Here is an 18276-nt window from a genome sequence, read left to right as displayed (position 1 = left end):
AAAAACACCCTCAACACCATGGTCGACCAGCTGTCGGCCTTCGCCGACGAGGTCACGCGAGTCGCCCGCGAGGTGGGCACCGAGGGCAAGCTGGGCGGTCAGGCGCAGGTCCGTGGCGTGGCCGGTACGTGGAAGGACCTGACCGACAACGTCAACGTCATGGCCGAGAACCTGACGACCCAGGTGCGCAGCATCGCGACGGTCGCGAACGCGGTGGCCAACGGTGACCTGTCGAAGAAGATCACCGTCGAGGCCAGCGGTGAGGTCGCTGACCTGGCCGAGACCATGAACGGCATGGTCGACACGCTCCGCGCGTTCGGTGACGAGGTCACGCGTGTGGCGCGCGAGGTGGGTACCGAGGGAACGCTGGGCGGTCAGGCACGTGTGCCCAACGTGGCGGGCACGTGGAAAGAGCTGACCGACAACGTCAACGTCATGGCCGAGAACCTGACCACGCAGGTGCGCAACATCGCCCAGGTGACCACGGCCGTGGCCAACGGTGACCTGTCCAAGAAGATCGACGTGACGGCCCGGGGCGAGATCCTCGAGCTGAAGAACACCCTGAACACGATGGTCGACCGGCTGTCGTCGTTCGCCGTGGAAGTCACGCGTGTCGCCCGTGAGGTCGGCACGGAAGGCAAGCTCGGTGGCCAGGCCAACGTGGTCGACGTGTCCGGCACGTGGCAGCGGCTGACCGTGAGCGTGAACGAGCTCGCCGGCAACCTCACCACTCAGGTGCGTGCGATCGGCGCGGTCGCCACAGCGGTGACCGCGGGCGACCTGACCAGGCAGATCACCGTGGACGCCTCCGGTGAGCTGGCGGATCTGAAGAACAACATCAACCAGATGATCCTGACCCTCAAGGAAACGACCCGGACCAACGAGGAACAGGACTGGCTGAAGACGAACCTGGCCCGGATCTCCGGGTTGATGCAGGGCCACCGTGACCTCGGCGCGGTCGCGTCGCTGATCCTGAGCGAACTCGCGCCCCTGGTCCGTGCCCAGTACGGCGCGGTGTTCCTGGCCGAGACCGCCGACACCGGCACGTGGCTGCGCCGGATCGCCGCGTACGGCCGGTCCGAATCGGACGGTCCGGTGAAGTTCGAGTTCGGCGAATCGCTCGTCGGGCAAGCCGCCGTGGACAAGCGCACGATCGTGATGACCGGCGCGCCCGCCGACTACATCAAGGTCTCCTCCGCGCTCGGCTCGACGTCGCCGAAGAACGTGATCGTGCTGCCGGTGCTGTTCGAAGGCCAGGTGCTCGGTGTGATCGAGCTGGCGTCGGTCAACGAGTTCTCCGCGGTCCACCACGACCTGCTGGAGCAGCTCAAGGAGACCATCGGCGTCAACGTGAACACGCTGCTGGCCAATGCGCGAACCGAGGCGCTGCTGGCCGAATCGCAGCGGCTGACGCGGGAGCTGCGGGCCCGCTCGGAGCAGCTGCAGGCGCAGCAGGACGAACTGCAGAGCTCCAACACCGAGCTCGCCGAGAAGGCCGCGCTGCTGGCCAGGCAGAACCGCGATATCGAGGTGAAGAACTCCGAGATCGAGCAGGCACGCCAAGAGCTGGAAGACCGCGCGCGGCAGCTGGCGACCGCGTCGAAGTACAAGTCGGAGTTCATGGCGAACATGTCGCACGAGCTTCGTACGCCGCTCAACAGCGCGTTGATCCTGGCGAAGCTGCTGAGCGACAACCTCGAAGGCAACCTGACGCCGCGGCAGCGGGAGTTCGCCAAGACGATCTACTCGGCCGGCAGCGACCTGCAGCAGCTGATCGACGACATCCTGGATCTGACGAAGGTCGAAGCCGGGCACCTGGAACTGCAGGTCAACGACTTCGCGTTGCCCGAACTGGTCGGCTACGTCGAGGCGCTGTGCCGTCCGCTGACCACGGAGAAGGGCCTGGACTTCTCGGTCATCGTCGAGCCGTCCGTACCGTCCACTTTGCACACCGACGAGCACCGGCTGCAGCAGATCCTGCGCAACCTGTTGTCCAACGCGGTGAAGTTCACCCACGAGGGCCGCGTGGAGCTGCGGATCACGATGGTCGACCCGGCGATGATGAAGACCGCGCGGATGCGTTCGGCCGACGCGGTGATCGCCTTCGCCGTCGAGGACACCGGAATCGGTATCCCGCAGGACAAGCTGGCCGTGATCTTCGAGGCGTTCCAGCAGGCCGACGGCACGACCAGCCGCAAGTACGGCGGCACCGGCCTGGGCCTGTCGATCTCCCGGCAACTGACCCAGCTGCTCGGCGGTGAGCTGCACGTGACCAGCGAGCCTGGTTCGGGCAGCATCTTCACGCTGTACCTGGCGGTGGAGCAGCCGGAGAAGTCGCTGCCCGCCCCGTCCGCCGCCCCGATGGTGGTGGAAAGCCCGGCGCAGCTCGAGGACGAAATGGACGAAGACCCCAGCGTCCCGCTGTCGATCCGCTTCCATGGCGAGAAGATCCTGATCGTCGACGACGACCTTCGTAACGTCTTCGCGTTGACGGCCATGCTTGAACAGCACGGACTCGACGTGGTGTACGCGGACAACGGCGTCGCTGGCGTGCGTGCTTTGGAGCAGTACAAGGACATCGCCCTGGTGCTGATGGACGTGATGATGCCCGAGTTGGACGGCAACGCGACGATCGCGGCGATCCGCGAGATGTCCTCGCACCGCGACCTGCCGGTGATCGCCGTGACCGCGAAGGCGATGCCGGAGGACCGGGAACGGACGTTGGCGGCGGGCGCGAACGACTACGTCACCAAGCCGGTCAACAACAACCGGCTGCTGCGCCTGATCTCGAAGCACTTGGACGGAGAGGAAACCGCGTAGCCGGACCCGCGTTGACCGAGGGCCGAGATCTCGGTTAGTGTCGTGGCAGCGACCTACCTGAACCACAGGGGAGTCACCGCGTAGCAACGCGGATCCCGTTCAGGAGGTCGTTTGTCATGACGCCATCAGCCACCGATCTGTGGCGGACGCAGGGCTCGCCTGAGGCGCACGTGTTGTGGGACATGGTCGAGGGGCCGATGCCTCGCGGCCTTCTCGGCGTGGGTGATCCTGATGTGCACCGTATCCACGACCAATGGACGATGTTCCTTGGCGGTTTCGCCACACAGTTCCGCAATCGCTTGTATCGCGCGACGTTGCCGCAGGGCTCTGACCTGACGAGCCGGGCGTGGGACTTCGACACTGACCGCCGAGGCCGGGTTGCCGCGCTCGTACCCGATCCACCACGGGGTTCATGGGACGCGGGCGGGATGCACACGCCAAGCTACGTGCCCGCGGTCGGTGAGCATGGTGAGCGCATCTACTACACCGGCCGGTCGACCTCGAAGCACTACGGACCGAAAAGCCGTTATGCGATTGGCTTGCTCGAGCGACAGAACGGCGAATGGGTACGACGCGACTCCCCCGTCATCGTCGGCGACGACCACCGGTCGAGCGTCCTTGAACCGTTTGTGGTGTACGCCGACGGCCGCTACCGGATGTGGTACTTGGCGAATCCACATGAGATCGGCCCTGGCGAACAGCCGGACTACGAGTTGCGCTGCACGCAAAGCGAAGACGGCCGCACCGGCTGGACGCCGCCGGTGGTTTTCGCCGACACGTCGGAAGGGTTTTTCGACAACGCCGTGGTTCGCCGCGGCGACGAGTGGGTGATGCTGCTCGCTCGCGGCTCCAACCTGCATGGCACGCCCGACTTCCCCGCGCAGGGGTTGTGGTGGATGACAGCCCGGCATCCCAGCGCGGACCGGTCCGACTGGTCAACGCCCAAGCGTTTGCTCGATACCGACGCCCCAGGGACACCCGAGTGGTTCGGCCATGGAACCTACGGTCCCGCGCTGGCGTTCGAAGCCTCGACATCCACGCGAGCGACAGTCTTCTTCACGGGTACAAGGCGCGCACCCCGGTGGCCTCTGCTGTCGCTACAGCGGCTCACGCGGTTGCGACGGCCGCCGGTGCCGTCGCCTTTCTACCTGGCGACCGGCACGATCACGGTCGATCTCATGTGACGGGTCGGGTCGGGGAATAACTGGGCGGCACGAGGCGTTCGCTGTGCGTATGTCAGACGAGACGATTGAGCTCAGCCCGACGGATTGGGTGCAGGACCAGACGAAGAAGATCCTCCAGACCGGGACCACCGAAGGGGTTTTCGTCTACGACCGGCCGATTGTGCTGTTGACGCTCCGCGGCGCGAAGAGCGGCAAGCTGCGCTACACCCCGGTGATGCGAGTGGAACACGACGGCAAGTACGCGGCCGTGGCGTCCAAGGGCGGCGCCCCCGAGCACCCCACTTGGTACTACAACATCAAGGCGCATCCGGAGTTCCCGCTGCAGGACGGGACCGTGACGAAGCAGTACGTCGCACGCGAGGTCGAGGGCGCCGAGCGCGCGGAGTGGTGGGAGCGGGCCGTCGCGGCCTACCCGCCCTATGCGGAGTACCAGGAGAAGACCGACCGGCAGATCCCGGTGTTCGTGCTGGAGCCGAAGAACTAGCTGACCTTGGCGTTGACGTGCAGGGCGATCGCGTCCTGCGCGGCGGCGTCGGCTCGGAACCACCCGTTTGAGTCCACTGTGTACGTCGGGCCGGAGCACCGGCCCGACGTGAAATCACCGTGGATGACGTCGCAGTAGACGCCGGTGGGCAACGAGGTCTGGAATGACCGGCCGGTGACGGCGAAACTTTCGTCGTTGACGATCAGGTGTCCCTTGTCCCCGCGCGCGAACGCGATCGTGTCGTTCCCGTTGTCCCACCAGTGGGTGACCGGCGTTCCGCGGACGGCGTTGTGGAAAGCGACCATGTTCGCGATGACCTGCCAGCGGTGTTCACATCGCCAGCCACCGGAGAAACACGTGCTGTCGTTGGTACGGCCCGATGCGTCGGACGGCGGCCCCTGCTCGAAGGTCGAGAATTCGTAGCTGCTCATGAGTTTCGGCGTGCCGTAGGTCCAGGCGAGCATGAATGCGTTCGCCAGCGCATAACGGGCGTTGTCCCGGAAGGTCAGCACTGGCTTACCGCGCTGGGTGTCGTGGTTGTCGGTGAACACGATCGCCTGGTTCGACGGCAACGGTGACCCGAATGTCCTGAGATAGGCCAGTTTCTCCCGGTTGAAGATCTTGGCGAGGTCCTCGCCGTACCGGAATTCCAGGACGTCGCCGTTTCCGGTGTACTCCTCCGGCGTGATCGGCTCGCCGGCGCCGAAAATGACCTCCTGGTAGACGTATCCGACCTTCATGGCGCCGATGTCGACCGCGGGCATGTGTTTCGCCGCGTCAATGCGGAACCCGTCGACGCCGAGCGACTGAAGATCCTGCAGATACGCTTTGACCTTGCCGCGGACGTAGTTTGACCCGGTGTCGAGGTCAGCGAGGTTGACCAGTTCACAGTTCTGCACTTCGAACCGGTCGTTGTAGTTGACGATGTCGTCGTTCCCGTTGCGCCCGCAGTGATGGAAATCCTGCGTCTGGTAAATGCCCGGGTAGTTGTACTGCGTATAGGACGAGCCAGCGCTGCCGGTCGCCGGGCCGGGCTGGCCGGTCATGTGATTGATCACCGCGTCGACATAGATCTTCACTCCCGCGGTGTGGCATGTATTGACCATGTTCACGAATGCCGCACGATCACCTCGGCGAGTGGCGTCAATCTTGTAGCTGACCGGCTGGTAATCCTGATACCACGGCCTTCCCGGCACAACGACGTGTTCCTGGGGCGGCGAGACCTGCACTCCCCCAAAACCCCGCGGCCCGAGAAAATCCCGGCACTCCCGTGCGACCGACGCCCAGTTCCATTGGAACAGTTGGACGATCACATCCCGATCCCCTGGCGGAACCGCAGGCGAAGACGTCGGCGAACAGGCCAGCAGGGCAGCGCTCAGCAGCAGGATGCGTCGTCGCATCAAGAAAGCACAACACCGCCCGGCAGATCATGTCCAGCTCTCACCGCGAATCCACCTGGACGTCCGCATCGGCCGCGAAGGCAGTCGGTCAACGCGTCGAGATTCCAGCCGAAATAGCAGCCTGGTCCGTTGATCGCTCGCCGATCGCGCAATAGAAATCAATGATGTCCGAGATCCGGGCGCGGTCTGTCAAAGCGCTGGGCCCGTCCGGAGCGAAGTTCGAGATGTCGGCCGCGAGGCCGACCACGCGACGATCGGCATCCGTCACCGAGAACTTCCACACCCGCGCGATCGTATAGCGTTTGTCCCATGGACAGCTTGTCGTTGGTGAAGACGTGGCCGGTCGACAACGTGGCCGTGGCTGTGGTCGGTCGCGACGGACAGGTGCTCGGCTCGCGCGGTGACCAGAAGCAACTGTTCCCGCTCGCCTCCGTGACCAAGCTGCTGACCTCCTACGCCGTGCTCATCGCGGTCGAGGAAGGCGCGGTCGAGCTGGACGAGCAGGCGGGCCCGGCGGGTTCGACGATCCGGCACCTGCTCGCACACGCTTCCGGGCTGGCGATGTCCGAGGACAAGATCCAGGCACAGCCTGGCACCAAGCGGATCTACTCCAACATGGGCTTCGAAACGCTCGCCGAGGCCGTCCAGCAGGCGTCCGGCATTCCGTTCAACGCCTACCTCGCCGAAGCCGTGTTCGCGCCTTTGGGCATGGACGACACCACGCTCAAGGGCAGCCCCGCTCATGCCGGTGTGTCCACTTGCGCCGATCTGAGCAAGTTCGCCGCCGAACTGCTCAAGCCGAGCTTGATCTCCGATGAGACGTTCCAGGAGGCGACAACCGTTGTCTTTCCTGGGCTGAACGGCGTTCTGCCGGGGTTCGGCCACCAGAAGCCCAATGACTGGGGCCTGGGCTTCTCCATCAGGGACCACAAGAGTCCGCATTGGACCGGCAAGCGCAACTCCCCCGAGACGTTCGGGCACTTCGGGCAGAGCGGGACTTTTCTCTGGGTCGACCCGAAGGCCGGGATCTCCGCCATCGCACTGACCGACCGGGCTTTCGGTGAGTGGGCCGCCGAGGTCTGGCCGGTGCTCAGCGATGCGATCCTTGACGAGACCAGCTGAGCGGCAGATGTGTGATGCCGTTGATGAAGTTCGACGTCAGGCGGGTCGGTTCGGCGGCTAGCTGAACCTCCGGCAGGCGCGTGAGGAACTCGCGGAAGAAGATCCGCATCTGCAGCCTGCCGAAGTGCGCGCCAAGGCACAGGTGCGGGCCTTGGCCGAACGCGATGTGGTCGTTCGGTGTCCTGGTGATGTCGAACCGGAACGGGTCCGGGAACTGCCGCGAGTCGTAGTGCGCGGACACGTGGTACACGACCACCTTGTCGCCCGCGCGGATCTGTTGCCCGGCTAGGACGACGTCACGAGCAGCGGTCCGGCGGAAGCTCAGCACCGGCGGGTGCCAGCGCAGCATCTCCTCAACCGCCGAGTCGAGAAGATCCATATTGGACCGCAACCTGCGGTATTCCGCAGGGTGTCGAACAAGCGCCAGGACGCCGCCGGGCAGTGCGCTGCGGACGGTGTCGTTGCCCGCGATCACCACGAGGAAGAAGAACATCTGCAGCTCGGGCTCGTCAAGCGCACGACCGTCCACTGTGGCGCTGACCAAGGCCGACATCAGGTCGTCACCCGGGTTCTTTCGCTTGAAAGCAGCCAATTCCGACGCGTAGCCGAACATGTCGGCGAGCATCGCGGGCGAGCGCGGGTTGAGCGGTTTGCCGGAAGCGTCCCGGACGACCTCGTCGGCGTGTTCCGGGTCCTGGTAGCCGATCACGCGGTTCGTCCAGCGCAGCAACAGGTTCCGGTCCGCGGCGGGCACGCCGAGCAGATCGGCGAGGTTCAGCAACGGGAAGTCGTCGGTGACGTCGACGGGCAGATCGCACGAACCGCGCGAACCGACCGACGACAGCAATGCCGAGGCACGTGCCGTGATCTCGGCGGCTGACTGTTCGAGCCTGCGCCGGGTGAACACCGCCGCGACGATCTTGCGCAGCCGCTGGTGCTCGGGCGGGTCCATGTTGAGGATCATCCGCCGGATGAACGCCAGGTCGTCCGGTTCCGGGTCCCGGATCTGGGTCGCGCCGAGCCAGGACGAGAACACCTCGGGCGTCCGCAGCACCTGCCGGACGTCCGCGTACCGTGTCACCGCCCAATAACCGGGCCCGGCCGGCCAGTCGAGCACGGCGTGCTCGTCCTGCCAGCTGACCGGCGCCGTGTCGCGTAACTCCTGGAAGGCGGCGTGCGGCACACCCTGCGCGAACACCCGCGGATCGAACACATTCGGCACACCGGAGAAGCTAGTCCATGAGCAACATCACATTCCTGCACGCCGGGCAAAGTTGCACGCCGGGCAAGATTACTCGATAGTCTGATCGTGTGACACCCAAACCGGGGATTCGCGAGGCGAAGAAGTACGAGACGCGACGAGCGCTCGGCTTCGCCGCGTTCGAACTCGCCACGGAGCGGGGGTTGCACGGATTCCTCGTCGAGGACATCACCAACCGGGTGGGTGTGTCCCGCCGGACCTTCTTCAACTACTTCAACCGCAAGGAAGAAGCAGTCGTCGCGGTCAGCGGGTTCGTGTTCGACGACGCCATGGCCGCACTGCAGGACAGGCCTGCCGACGAGCCGTTGTTCGACTCGTTGCGCGTGGTCGCCGAGCTGGTCATCAGCCCGGAGAACCTCGGCCTGGTCAACCGGCTGTCCACGATCGCGTCCGACTACCACGAGCTCGTCCCCTACGAGCTGGTGATCAGGGAACGCATGGTGCAGGGCGCGCACGAAGCGCTCGCCGACCGGATGCCGGCCGGATGCTCGGCGTTCTTCCCGCTCGCCCTGGTGCACGCCGCGTTCGGCGTGATCCAGGCCGCGATCACCCGTGCCATGGACCACGAGGACGCCAGCGTGAGCGCACTCATCGACGAGGCGTTCGACTACCTGCGTACCGGATTTCAACCCCAGAGCTGATCAGCGCGGATCGGTTCCCCACACCTGACTTTGATGAAGGAGCACGCCCGTGGCGAAGCTGCTCTACCGGCTCGCGCACGCGGCCAGACGGCGCAGAGGCCTTGTCCTCGGTATCTGGCTGCTTGTGCTGGCGGTCGCCGGAATCGGCGCACTCGGATTCGCAGGCCAGACGACCAACCAGTTCTCGATCCCGGGAACCGAGTCGCAGCGGGCACTGGATCACCTGAAGGACAAGCTGCCCCAGGCCGCCGGCGCGTCCGGGCGGATCGTGTTCGCCGCACCGCAGGGCAAGACCCTCGCGCAGGAGCAGCAGACCATCGACGGCGTGATCGCGCAGATCGGCAAGACCGAGCAGGTCGCAGGCGCCTTCAGCCCGTTCGTCACCCAGGCCGTCTCCCAGGACGGGCGGATCGGCCTCGCGCAGGTGCAGTTCTCGGTCTCCCCGCCGGAGGTCAAGGAGTCGACCAAGGACGCGATCAAGACCGCCGTCCAGGCAGCCGCCAACTCGGGCATGGAGGTCGCGTACAGCCAGGAGATCGCTGGTGAGATGGTCGCGATCGGCGTCACCGAGGGCATCGGTGTGGTGATCGCGGCGATCGTGCTGGTGCTGACGTTCGGCTCGCTCGTGGCCGCGGGCCTTCCGCTGCTGACGGCCATCGTCGGTGTGGGCATCGGCATCGGCGGCCTGTACGCGCTGACCAGCGTGATCGACATGTCCTCGACCGCTCCGGTGCTCGCGCTCATGCTCGGCCTCGCGGTGGGCATCGACTACGCGCTGTTCATCGTGCACCGGCACCGCAAGCAAGTGCTCGGCGGCATGGAGGTCAACGAATCGATCGCGCGCGCCATCGGAACCGCTGGTAGCGCGGTGTTCTTCGCCGGTCTTACGGTGATCATCGCGCTGGTCGGCCTGACGGTCGTCGGAATCCCGTTCCTGTCGGTCATGGGCTTGGCCGCCGCCGCGACCGTCGCCATCGCCGTACTGGTGGCGTTGACGCTGGTCCCCGCGATCCTTGGCTTCGTCGGCGAGAAGATCGTCTCCGAGAAGGCCCGCGCCAAGGCCACCGCGCCCGGGCAGAAGCCGGCGTTCGGTTACCGCTGGGGCCGTGCGGTGGCCAAGCGCCCGATCACCGCGCTCGTGCTGATCGTCGTTTCCCTAGGCGCGATCGCGATTCCGGCGTTCTCGCTGGAAATGGGCCTGCCGGACGACTCGACCGCGCCGCAGGGCAGCCCGCAGCAGCGCGCGAACGCGCTCGTCACCGAGGCCTTCGGGCCCGGCTTCAGCGGGCCGCTCGTTGTCGTCGCCGACCTGCCGTCCGGTGTGAACCCCCAGCAAGCGCTCGGTGCGCTCGTCGGCAAGCTGAGCTCGGTGCAGGACGTGACCCGCGTCGTGCCCGCCGGGGTCAGCCCGGACGGCACAACCGCCGTGCTGCAAGTGATCCCGGGCAGCGGACCGTCCACTGAGGCCACGAAGGACCTGGTGTCGCGATTGCGTGAGCTGACCGGTGAGGTCAAGTCGCAGACCGGGTCGACGATCGGTGTCACGGGCCAGACCGCGTTGAACATCGACGTGTCGCAGAAGCTGTCCGACGCGCTGCCGACGTACCTGATCGTCATCGTCGGCCTGTCGCTGATCCTGCTGGCGATCATGTTCCGGTCGATCCTGGTGCCGATCAAGGCCACCGCGGGCTTCCTGCTCACCGTGGCCGCGTCGATCGGCGCGGTCGTGGCGATCTTCCAGTGGGGCTGGCTCGGTGACCTGTTCGGTATCACGCACGGCTCACCGATCATCAGCTTCCTGCCGATCCTGATGACCGGCATCCTGTTCGGCCTGGCCATGGACTACGAGGTGTTCCTCGTGTCCGGCATGCGGGAAGCGTTCGTACGTGGTGACACGCCGAAGGAAGCTGTCATCGACGGCCTCGGCCACAGCGCCCGCGTGGTCACGGCGGCCGCGCTGATCATGACGGCAGTGTTCTTCGGGTTTGTGTTCTCCCACGACACGGTCATCAAGTCGATGGGCTTCGCGCTGGCGTTCGGGGTCATGATCGACGCCTTCGTCATCCGGATGACCCTGGTGCCGGCGCTGATGACGCTGTTCGGCAAGGCCGCATGGTGGTTCCCCCGTCTGCTCGATCGGATTACCCCGAACGTGGACGTGGAGGGTGAGACGCTTGCCCGGCACATCGGCCGGCAAGAGCAGCACGAAAAGGTTCCTCAGCCGGTGTGAGCGTTCGGCGGCCGCACAGCGTAAATTTGTGCGGCCGCCGAAATCATGTCCGTCCAACAGAATCTGATACGTGAGCATTTGGGATCGTGCTGCCAGGTGGTCCGCCCGGCGCTGGTTGCGCAGGCTGGACGCCCGTCTTCAGCATGGCCACACCGCGGCCGACCACGATCCGGTGATCGCCGCGGCGCTGGAGAAACACGTCCACGTGGTACGAACCCAATTGGACCGTGACGCCGCGATCCGCAAGCAGCTCGTCGAAGCGCCGCCGTTGGTGTTGCTGGCGATCTACGCGGAGGAGATTCACCAGGAGGCGGTCAAAGCCGGGTGGGAACCACCGCTCGTATGGACCTCGTTGGACGGTCTGTCGTTGCGATTGCTCGCCTGTTGCGTGGTGGCTAGAAATCGTCCAACCGTGCGCGCTCTACGCTGAGCCGCAACGCCTCCAGCAAATCCATAGTGGTATCGCCGTCTCGTTGGACGGGAATCGGCGGCGACTGCGCCGCTTCCGTCTTCGCCTCGATCAGATCGGCGAGCGCTTCCTGGTAGACGTCGGTGAACTCGCCGGGCTGGAACTCAGCGGCCATGCTCGTCACCAACGCCGTGGCCGCGGCGAGCTCTTGTGGACGGACGGTGATTTCCCTTTGCAGAACAGGGAATTCCGCGGGAAGGATCTCGTCCGGCCAGAACATCGTGTGCAGCACCAGCATGTCGCCCCTTGGCTGCACGGCAGCGAGAACTTCCCTGCGGCGCAGGCAGATCTTCACGATCGCCAGCCGCTGCGTGCGTTCCATCGCCTGGCGCAGCAAGGCATACGACTGCACCGCGTTGTCCTCGGGCTCGAGGTAGTAACTGCGCTGGAAGTAGATCGGGTGGATGTCGCCGGCCCGCGCGAAGTACTGCACCTGCATCGCCCGGTCCGACGAGCTCGGCAGCGAGTCGAAGTCCGCCCGGTCAAGCAGCACGAGCCGCCCGTCGGGCAGCTCGTAACCCCTTGCCACGTCGGCGAAGTCGATCTCCTCGCCGCACGCCTCGCACTCCCGCCGGTAGCGGATCCGGCCGGCGTCGGCCCGATGGACGTGGTGGAACCGGAAATCATGGTCCTTGGTCGCGGCATACGCGCGCACACCTATTGACACCAGGCCAATCGTCACGGTTCCACGCCAGACAGCTCGCATGTCTTCCGTGCTACCCGGCGCTGCTTGCCGAAAACAGGGCCATTAGGGGATAGATACCACCGCGTCCACTTCGATCAGGCACTCCGGCCGGAACAGGCCCGCGACCTGGATCAGGGTGCTGGCCGGGTTGGGACGGTCACCGAGCACTGGGCGGATGAACTCGTCGCGGATCTCCCGCACGATCGGCAGTTCGGACGTGTCGACCATGTACCAGTTGAAGCGCACCACGTCCGCCCAGGTCGCGCCTAGCTGCTTGAGCACGTTCTCCAGGTTCCGCAACGCCTGCCTGGTCTGCGCGGCCAGGTTGTCCTGGCCGACGAGTTGGCCGTTCTCATCCAGCGCGACCTGGCCGGAGACGAACGCGAGCCTGCCCGAAGTGGTCACCGCGTGGGCGTATCCGAAGCCTGGGGCGTTGCCCGCTACGTCGTTGATCCGGTCGTGGATGGGCATCTGAGTGTCCTTAGGTAGTCGTCGATCAGTCGGACCTGCCGGGCAGGCGGGAACCTGTCCGGGTCGAACAGGGCCTGCACGACCAATCCGTGCGTGATCGCCGCGGCCGAGGCGACCACGTCCTCGACGTCAGTGTCGGCAGGGATCTCACCCTTCTCGAGCGCGACGAGGACATGTGGCCGGAGTTTGCCGCGCCACCGTTCGTACCGGGCGGTCTCGGTCGCGGCGAGCTCCTCGTCGCCGATGGCCGCGTCCCAGAAACTCACCCATACCCGGTTCATCGCGACCGATTCGGGCGTCAGCGGCAGGACGTCCAGCAGGTACTCGCGCAACGCCGCCAGCCCGGTCACGTCCAGCTCGCGGTAGAGCGCGGCCAGCGTGCGTTCCTCGGCGATCGCGTGGGCGTAACGGACCAAGTCGCGTTTGGCCGGGAAGTAGTGCGTGAGCATGCCGGTCGACGCACCCATCTCCGCAGCCACGGCGCGCAGCGTGAGCTGGCCGAATCCGCGTGCCGCGAGGACACGCCAGACCGCTTCGGACACGTCACGCCTGCGGGCGTCGTGGTCGCCAGGGGCTGGAGGCATGGCATGATGGTACATAACAAACGTTTGGTACGGAGGTTCTGGGGATGCTCTCGTTGCGCTTGACCGACGACGCCGAACTGCGCGCGTTGGAGCCGTGGAACGCCGAGGAGTTCGCGGCGCACATCAACCACGTCCGCGAGTACATCGGCCCGTGGATCGGGATGTCGCACGTCGTGACGGACACCGAGAGTGGACGCGCGGTCCTGCAGCGCTACATCGACAAGCTGGCCAGGGACGAAGGCCGGATCTACGGCATCTGGGTCGCGGGAAAACTGATGGGCGGCACGCTGTTCCGCACGTTCGACGCGTCGAACGGCACGTGCGAGATCGGTGTGTGGCTGGATCCCGACGCGGCCGGGCACGGCCTCATCACCCGTGCCGCCAGGCACATGATCGACTGGGCGGTATGCGTTCGCGGAATGTCCCGCGTCGAGTGGCGGTGCAGCCCGGAGAACGAACGCAGTATCGCTGTGGCACAACGGCTTGGCATGACACTCGAGGGTGTGCTGCGCTCGGAGTACCCCATCAACGGCACCCGGCAGGACGCACAGGTCTGGTCCGTACTGGCCTCGGAATGGCCGTCGCGAAAGTAGAATCGGCCGGGTGACGAACAAGGACGACCTGGTCGCCGGTCGCTACCGGCTGGCAGGCCGGATCGGCCGCGGTGCGATGGGGGTGGTCTGGCGCGCGTACGACGAGCGCCTGGACCGGACGGTCGCGGTCAAACTCCTGTCGTTCGACGCGGCCCTCGGTGGCACGGAAGGCGAACAGGCCGACGCACGCGTGATGCGTGAGGCCCGTCTCGCCGCGAGGATCCAGCACCCCAACGCGATCCAAGTGCACGATGTCGTGGAGCACGACGGCAGGCCATGTCTGGTCATGGAATACCTGCCGTCCGAAAGTCTTTCGGCGGTGCTGAACGACCGGGGGGCGCTGCCCGCGGACGAGGTGGCCAGGATCGGCGCCCAGATCGCCGGGGCGCTGGCCGCCGCGCACGACGTCGGCATCGTGCACCGGGACGTCAAACCTGACAACGTTTTGATAGCACCGGACGGCACGGTGAAGATCACCGACTTCGGGATCTCCCGTGCGGTCGGGGACGCGACGATGACTAGCAACGGCATCATCGCGGGCACACCGGCGTTCCTGGCGCCGGAAGTAGCGGACGGCGGCAAAGCGGGCTTCCCGTCCGATGTGTACTCCCTGGGCTCAACGCTCTACGCGGCAACGGAAGGCACGCCGCCGTTCGGCGTGGACGAGAACACCATCGCGTTGCTGCGCAAGGTGTCCACCGGGGAGATCCGACCGCCATACCAGTCCGGAGCGCTCAGCCCGTTGCTGTTATGGCTGTTACGCGCGGATCCCAGCGAACGCCCGAGCATGCGTGAGGCCGAGGAGTACCTGGCGACAGGCAAACGACCGCCGGAGTTCCAGCCACGCACCGCGACCATGACGCTGCCGCCGCCAAAACCTCGCAAGCGCGGGGTCTGGCTGGCGGCAGCGGCCGTTCTGCTTGTGGCCATTGGACTTGTGGTTGGGCTGGCGATCAACCGTGGCCAACCGTCGCAACCACAAGCATTGCCCGAACCACTGATTGTTCCCAGCAGTACGACCACGAGCCGTCCACAGTCGACATGCGAGGCGGACTACCGGATCACGAACTCGTGGCCGGACGGCTATGAAGCCCTGGTGACCGTCCGCGCCAAGGCCACCCGGTTGAACGGCTGGACCGTGAGCTGGACTCTGCCCGGCGGCCAACGGATCACCAACCTGTGGAACGGAACCCTGTCGCAGGACGGCACCTCGATACAGGTGGCGGCGGCCCAGTGGAACACGGCCGTCGAGTCGTCGACCTCCTTCGGCTTCATCGCGGGGACCACCGGCCCGAACCCGGTGAAGCCGGACGTGACCTGCACGGCTCGCTGATACTTAGCCCTTGCGCTAAGTGTCTCGACGGGTTAATACTTAGCCGCATGGCACAGTATTCGGCTGAGCTCGACGGCGTGTTCGTCGCCCTCGCTGACCCGACTCGGCGTGACGTCATCCGGCGTCTGGGCCGTGGCCCGACGAGCGTCGGCGACCTTGCCCGCGAGTTCCCGATCACCCTCCCGTCCTTCATGAAGCACGTGCGGACACTCGAGGCGAACGGCCTCATCCGCACGGACAAGGTCGGCCGCGTGCGGACCTGCGTGCTCAACCGCGAGCGCCTCGCCCTGGTCGACGGCTGGCTCGCCGAGCAGCGCCGGATCTGGGAAGAGCGCACCGACCGGCTGGAACGCCTTGTCACTGAGGAGCAGCAATGAACCCCGACCTCGACTTGACCATCGAGCGCGTCATCCGCGCCCCGCGCAACGCGGTGTGGACCGCGTGGACCGATCCGGCCCGCTTCGCGAAATGGTTCCTCCCGGCCCCGATGGTGTGCCAGGTCGACCGCCTGGAAGCCCGCGCCGGTGGCGGGCTGGTGACGCGGATGAGCGAGGACGGCGTGCGGTTCGTGCCGCACATGGACGCGAGCTTCCTGGTTGTCGAAAAGAACGCCAGGATCGTGTTCACCAACGCCATCGACAGTTCATGGCGCCCGAGGACTCCTGAGCCGGTCGCCCTGACGGCCGAGATCATCCTTCGCGATCACCCGGATGGCACGGAATACCAAGCGATTGTCCGGCATGGGGATCCGGCGTCCCGCGCCCGTCACGAGGAAATGGGCTTCTTCGAAGGCTGGGGCACGGTCACCAAACAACTCGCCGAGGTCGCTGAACAGTGAAGATCACGCTCACCTCGTTCGTCACGCTCGACGGCGTCAGCCAGGGGCCCGGCTCACCGGCGGAGGACACGACCGACGGCTTCACCCGCGGCGGGTGGCTCGTGCCCTACCTGGACGAACTGTTCGTCCGGCGTACTTCGCAATGGCTGGACCTCGCCGACGGCCTGCTGTTGGGACGGCGTACCTATGAGGCGTTCGCCCGGGACTGGCCGCAGATCACCGACCCGGACGACCCGTTCACCGAGCGGATGAACGCACTGCCGAAGTACGTGGTGACCAACACCCTCACCGAAGGCAGCTGGCATCCCACGACCGTGCTACGCGGCGATCCACTTCGGACAGTCGGGGAACTCAAGGCGCGGCCGGGCCGGGAACTGCAGATCCACGGCAGTTCCCGGCTCGGTAACGCCCTGTTGGCCGCGGGTCTCGTCGACATGGTCCGGCTGGTCGTCGCTCCTACCGTGATCGGGTCCGGGCGGCGGTTGTTCGACCATCCGACCGGACCTGTCGGGCTCAAGCTCGCCCACCACGAGGTGACCACAACCGGCATGCTCATACTTCACTACGAGCCAGTCGGCGTTGCCCCGACAGCGAAGTACGAAGGCGTCACCGAATTCGTCTAGCGCGTGAGCACCAACGCGTCGCCGACCGCGCGCTCGCCGGTGGCATCCGACGGCATGGTGACCATCTTGCCGTTGACCGTCATGGTGACTGATCCGCCGCCGTCGAGGTTCATCGCTCGCACAGCACCCAGCGAACGAACCAACTCGGCGGCTTCGGTCAGGCCAAGCCCGTCGCTGTATCCGGGCTGCCGTCCGGCAGCCGTGACGATGATCAGCCTGCCGGACCGGTCGATGCCGAGCACCATCCGCGGATTGCGCTTGAGTCCCCAGGTGTAGGCGAACGACGGGTCACCGATCCGCTCGATGCCGTCGGCGCCGAAGTCCACTGCGACCCGGCCGCCCCGCACGAGCTCAGGGCCGCCGTTGACGATGTCGTCGCCGCGCCCCAGCCGTATCTCCCGGCCTGTCGAGTCGGTGATGCGCTGCTCGATGGTCAGCACACTTCCAACCACCGCGTGCTGACGCAGCCATTGAGCACCATCACCGATCCCGGCGAGCACGCTTCCGTCCGCTGGCACAGCGCCGCCCCGAGCGCGGAGTTCGAGCACCCGGCCAGTGCGGTCAAGCACCGCTTCCGTGCCTTCGCCCGCTGGCGTGCTGGCGCCGAGTTGCGGGGTGAACTGCACGATCTCCGATGGATCCGTGCAGGTGACGTCGTGCTGTGGTCGTTCGGTCGGCTGGTCGCCACCGACTCCGCCGCAGTTGCGGATCTTGCCCGGGATCCGGTTGATGCCGTCCACGAGTTCGGCGGCATTGCCCGCGCGCACCCTTGTCGACGTGGTGAGGTGCGCCAATTCGGGACGGAGACCGTCGCCGCGCAGGATCGCCGCGATCCGGCCGTTCGTCGAGGCGCTCTGCAGATTGCCGTCGTACGCGGCGATGCCTGCCGACGCGCCCGGGACGCCGTCAACGCTTTCCATGATGAAGAAGCCCGCGTTGATCGCCAGCAATGCGTTGCCGGACATGGCGGTCACGGTTTCCCGCCCCGCGACCGACTTGCCGTAACTGGCCGAGAGCTGCCCACGGAACCGGCGCGGGTCGATGATCACGGCTTTGACCTGCGCGATACCCGTGCCGGGCGTCCCGTCACCGCCGGTCCATTCGCTGATCGCGTCGAATCCGGCCGCAGCCAACGCGGTCCGCTGGTTGTCCGCCTGGTTCTGCCCGCCGAAGACACCGACCCGGACACGGGATCCGATCAATCCACGCCGATCGGATCCCGCAGGCCACTCCACACGCTCGACACGCGGGCTGAACCCGGCACTACGCAAGCGGGCAGCGAGTGCGTCAGGGTCAGCGGTCAGATGGGATCCGTTGACGCGCACGGTGACCGTCCAATAGTCGGCGCCGGGACGGCCCGTGATCACGCCCTGGTACAGATCGACGCCCTGCGCCAACCGATCATGCTGCCAGCCGGGAAGCGGGGTCTCGGTGGCGCCGACGGTCGACCCACCGCCGACAGAGATCACGGCGGACGCGGCGACCAACGCCACCACGCCAGCTCGGAACGGACGAGTGCGCACGAATGCTCCTCAGGG

The 18276-nt window shown here is 66.1% G+C and carries 20 protein-coding genes; 12 read left to right on the top strand and 8 right to left on the bottom strand.

The annotated features are described in order from the left end of the window. The 3 genes from B9C43_RS28435 to B9C43_RS28425 all read left to right on the top strand — a co-directional run. A partial coding sequence (locus tag B9C43_RS28435) for an ATP-binding protein (protein WP_143446701.1) occupies positions 1–2820 on the top strand: 2820 nt, incomplete at its 5' end. A 116-nt stretch (positions 2821–2936) separates the two neighbouring features. Further along, on the top strand, positions 2937–4004 hold the full coding sequence (locus B9C43_RS28430; RefSeq protein ID WP_200825724.1) for a hypothetical protein: 1068 nt from the start codon (positions 2937–2939) through the stop codon (positions 4002–4004). Between the two features lie 49 nt (positions 4005–4053). Then, positions 4054–4488 carry a nitroreductase family deazaflavin-dependent oxidoreductase gene (locus B9C43_RS28425; protein ID WP_033390278.1) on the top strand — a complete coding sequence of 145 codons (435 nt, stop codon included), beginning with the start codon at positions 4054–4056 and terminating at the stop codon, positions 4486–4488. On the opposite strand, the gene B9C43_RS28420 is transcribed toward B9C43_RS28425, so the two are convergent. From B9C43_RS28420 to B9C43_RS57655, 3 genes are read right to left on the bottom strand one after another with little or no spacing between them, the layout of a single operon-like run. Continuing rightward, entirely contained in the window at positions 4485–5888 is a 1404-nt protein-coding gene (locus B9C43_RS28420) for an alpha-amylase (RefSeq protein WP_084430045.1), read from the bottom strand. The genes B9C43_RS28425 and B9C43_RS28420 overlap by 4 nt on opposite strands. After that, complete coding sequence (locus B9C43_RS60180; protein WP_200825723.1) at positions 5888–6040, bottom strand: barstar family protein; 153 nt, start codon at positions 6038–6040, stop codon at positions 5888–5890. Before B9C43_RS60180 ends, B9C43_RS28420 begins: the two co-directional genes overlap by 1 nt. Beyond that, a complete protein-coding gene (locus B9C43_RS57655; protein WP_200825767.1) occupies positions 5977–6171 on the bottom strand; it encodes a hypothetical protein in 195 nt (64 codons plus the stop codon). Before B9C43_RS57655 ends, B9C43_RS60180 begins: the two co-directional genes overlap by 64 nt. A gap of 26 nt (positions 6172–6197) precedes the next feature. Here B9C43_RS57655 and B9C43_RS28410 point away from each other — a divergent pair, with 26 nt between their 5' ends. Then, complete coding sequence (locus B9C43_RS28410) at positions 6198–7010, top strand: serine hydrolase domain-containing protein (protein WP_033390269.1); 813 nt, start codon at positions 6198–6200, stop codon at positions 7008–7010. Here the strand turns inward: B9C43_RS28410 and B9C43_RS28405 are convergent. Continuing rightward, positions 6979–8232, bottom strand: coding sequence for a cytochrome P450 (locus B9C43_RS28405; protein WP_200825722.1), 1254 nt, complete (start codon positions 8230–8232; stop codon positions 6979–6981). The two genes, B9C43_RS28410 and B9C43_RS28405, sit on opposite strands and share 32 nt — an antisense overlap. An 89-nt stretch (positions 8233–8321) precedes the next feature. On the opposite strand from B9C43_RS28405, the gene B9C43_RS28400 reads away from it, so the two are divergent. The 3 genes from B9C43_RS28400 to B9C43_RS28390 all read left to right on the top strand — a co-directional run bounded on the left by B9C43_RS28400 (position 8322) and on the right by B9C43_RS28390 (position 11572). Next, a complete protein-coding gene (locus B9C43_RS28400) occupies positions 8322–8912 on the top strand; it encodes a TetR/AcrR family transcriptional regulator (RefSeq protein WP_084430044.1) in 591 nt (196 codons plus the stop codon). A 49-nt stretch (positions 8913–8961) separates the two neighbouring features. Beyond that, positions 8962–11142: an MMPL family transporter gene (locus tag B9C43_RS28395; RefSeq protein ID WP_033390266.1), complete on the top strand. Its 2181-nt coding sequence runs from the start codon at positions 8962–8964 to the stop codon at positions 11140–11142. 70 nt (positions 11143–11212) lie between these two features. Then, positions 11213–11572 (top strand): DUF6401 family natural product biosynthesis protein, encoded by a 360-nt coding sequence (locus B9C43_RS28390; RefSeq protein ID WP_143446646.1) that lies wholly within the window; start codon positions 11213–11215, stop codon positions 11570–11572. Here B9C43_RS28390 and ku read toward each other — a convergent pair. The 3 genes from ku to B9C43_RS28375 form a co-directional block, all read right to left on the bottom strand. Next, the gene (gene ku / locus B9C43_RS28385) at positions 11538–12278 is read right to left on the bottom strand and encodes a non-homologous end joining protein Ku (protein ID WP_160096739.1); all 741 of its coding nucleotides are present in this window, start codon (positions 12276–12278) and stop codon (positions 11538–11540) included. The two genes, B9C43_RS28390 and ku, sit on opposite strands and share 35 nt — an antisense overlap. An 81-nt stretch (positions 12279–12359) precedes the next feature. After that, a complete protein-coding gene (locus B9C43_RS28380) occupies positions 12360–12767 on the bottom strand; it encodes a RidA family protein (protein ID WP_084430041.1) in 408 nt (135 codons plus the stop codon). Beyond that, positions 12737–13351 carry a TetR/AcrR family transcriptional regulator gene (locus tag B9C43_RS28375; RefSeq protein ID WP_084430384.1) on the bottom strand — a complete coding sequence of 205 codons (615 nt, stop codon included), beginning with the start codon at positions 13349–13351 and terminating at the stop codon, positions 12737–12739. Before B9C43_RS28375 ends, B9C43_RS28380 begins: the two co-directional genes overlap by 31 nt. Before the next feature lie 44 nt (positions 13352–13395). Here B9C43_RS28375 and B9C43_RS28370 point away from each other — a divergent pair, with 44 nt between their 5' ends. Genes B9C43_RS28370 through B9C43_RS28350 form a run of 5 tightly spaced genes read left to right on the top strand, consistent with a single transcriptional unit; the run spans position 13396 to position 16738 of the window. Beyond that, positions 13396–13944 carry a GNAT family N-acetyltransferase gene (locus B9C43_RS28370; protein WP_084430040.1) on the top strand — a complete coding sequence of 183 codons (549 nt, stop codon included), beginning with the start codon at positions 13396–13398 and terminating at the stop codon, positions 13942–13944. Positions 13945–13954: 10 nt separating this feature from the next. Continuing rightward, a complete protein-coding gene (locus B9C43_RS28365; RefSeq protein WP_084430039.1) occupies positions 13955–15277 on the top strand; it encodes a serine/threonine-protein kinase in 1323 nt (440 codons plus the stop codon). A 47-nt stretch (positions 15278–15324) separates the two neighbouring features. Further along, positions 15325–15654, top strand: coding sequence for an ArsR/SmtB family transcription factor (locus B9C43_RS28360; protein ID WP_037266965.1), 330 nt, complete (start codon positions 15325–15327; stop codon positions 15652–15654). Next, positions 15651–16115 (top strand): SRPBCC domain-containing protein, encoded by a 465-nt coding sequence (locus tag B9C43_RS28355; protein ID WP_084430038.1) that lies wholly within the window; start codon positions 15651–15653, stop codon positions 16113–16115. Before B9C43_RS28360 ends, B9C43_RS28355 begins: the two co-directional genes overlap by 4 nt. Beyond that, positions 16112–16738, top strand: coding sequence for a dihydrofolate reductase family protein (locus B9C43_RS28350; RefSeq protein ID WP_084430037.1), 627 nt, complete (start codon positions 16112–16114; stop codon positions 16736–16738). Before B9C43_RS28355 ends, B9C43_RS28350 begins: the two co-directional genes overlap by 4 nt. Here B9C43_RS28350 and B9C43_RS58690 read toward each other — a convergent pair. Beyond that, complete coding sequence (locus B9C43_RS58690; RefSeq protein WP_084430036.1) at positions 16735–18261, bottom strand: phosphodiester glycosidase family protein; 1527 nt, start codon at positions 18259–18261, stop codon at positions 16735–16737. The genes B9C43_RS28350 and B9C43_RS58690 overlap by 4 nt on opposite strands. Positions 18262–18276 lie beyond the last annotated feature (15 nt).

Origin of the sequence: Kibdelosporangium aridum (genome assembly GCF_900176515.1) — a bacterium.
Classification (GTDB): Bacteria; Actinomycetota; Actinomycetes; order Mycobacteriales; family Pseudonocardiaceae; genus Kibdelosporangium; species Kibdelosporangium aridum.
The sequence above is the reverse complement of the archived record's forward strand: the minus strand, read 5'-3'. Positions and strand labels throughout refer to the sequence as shown.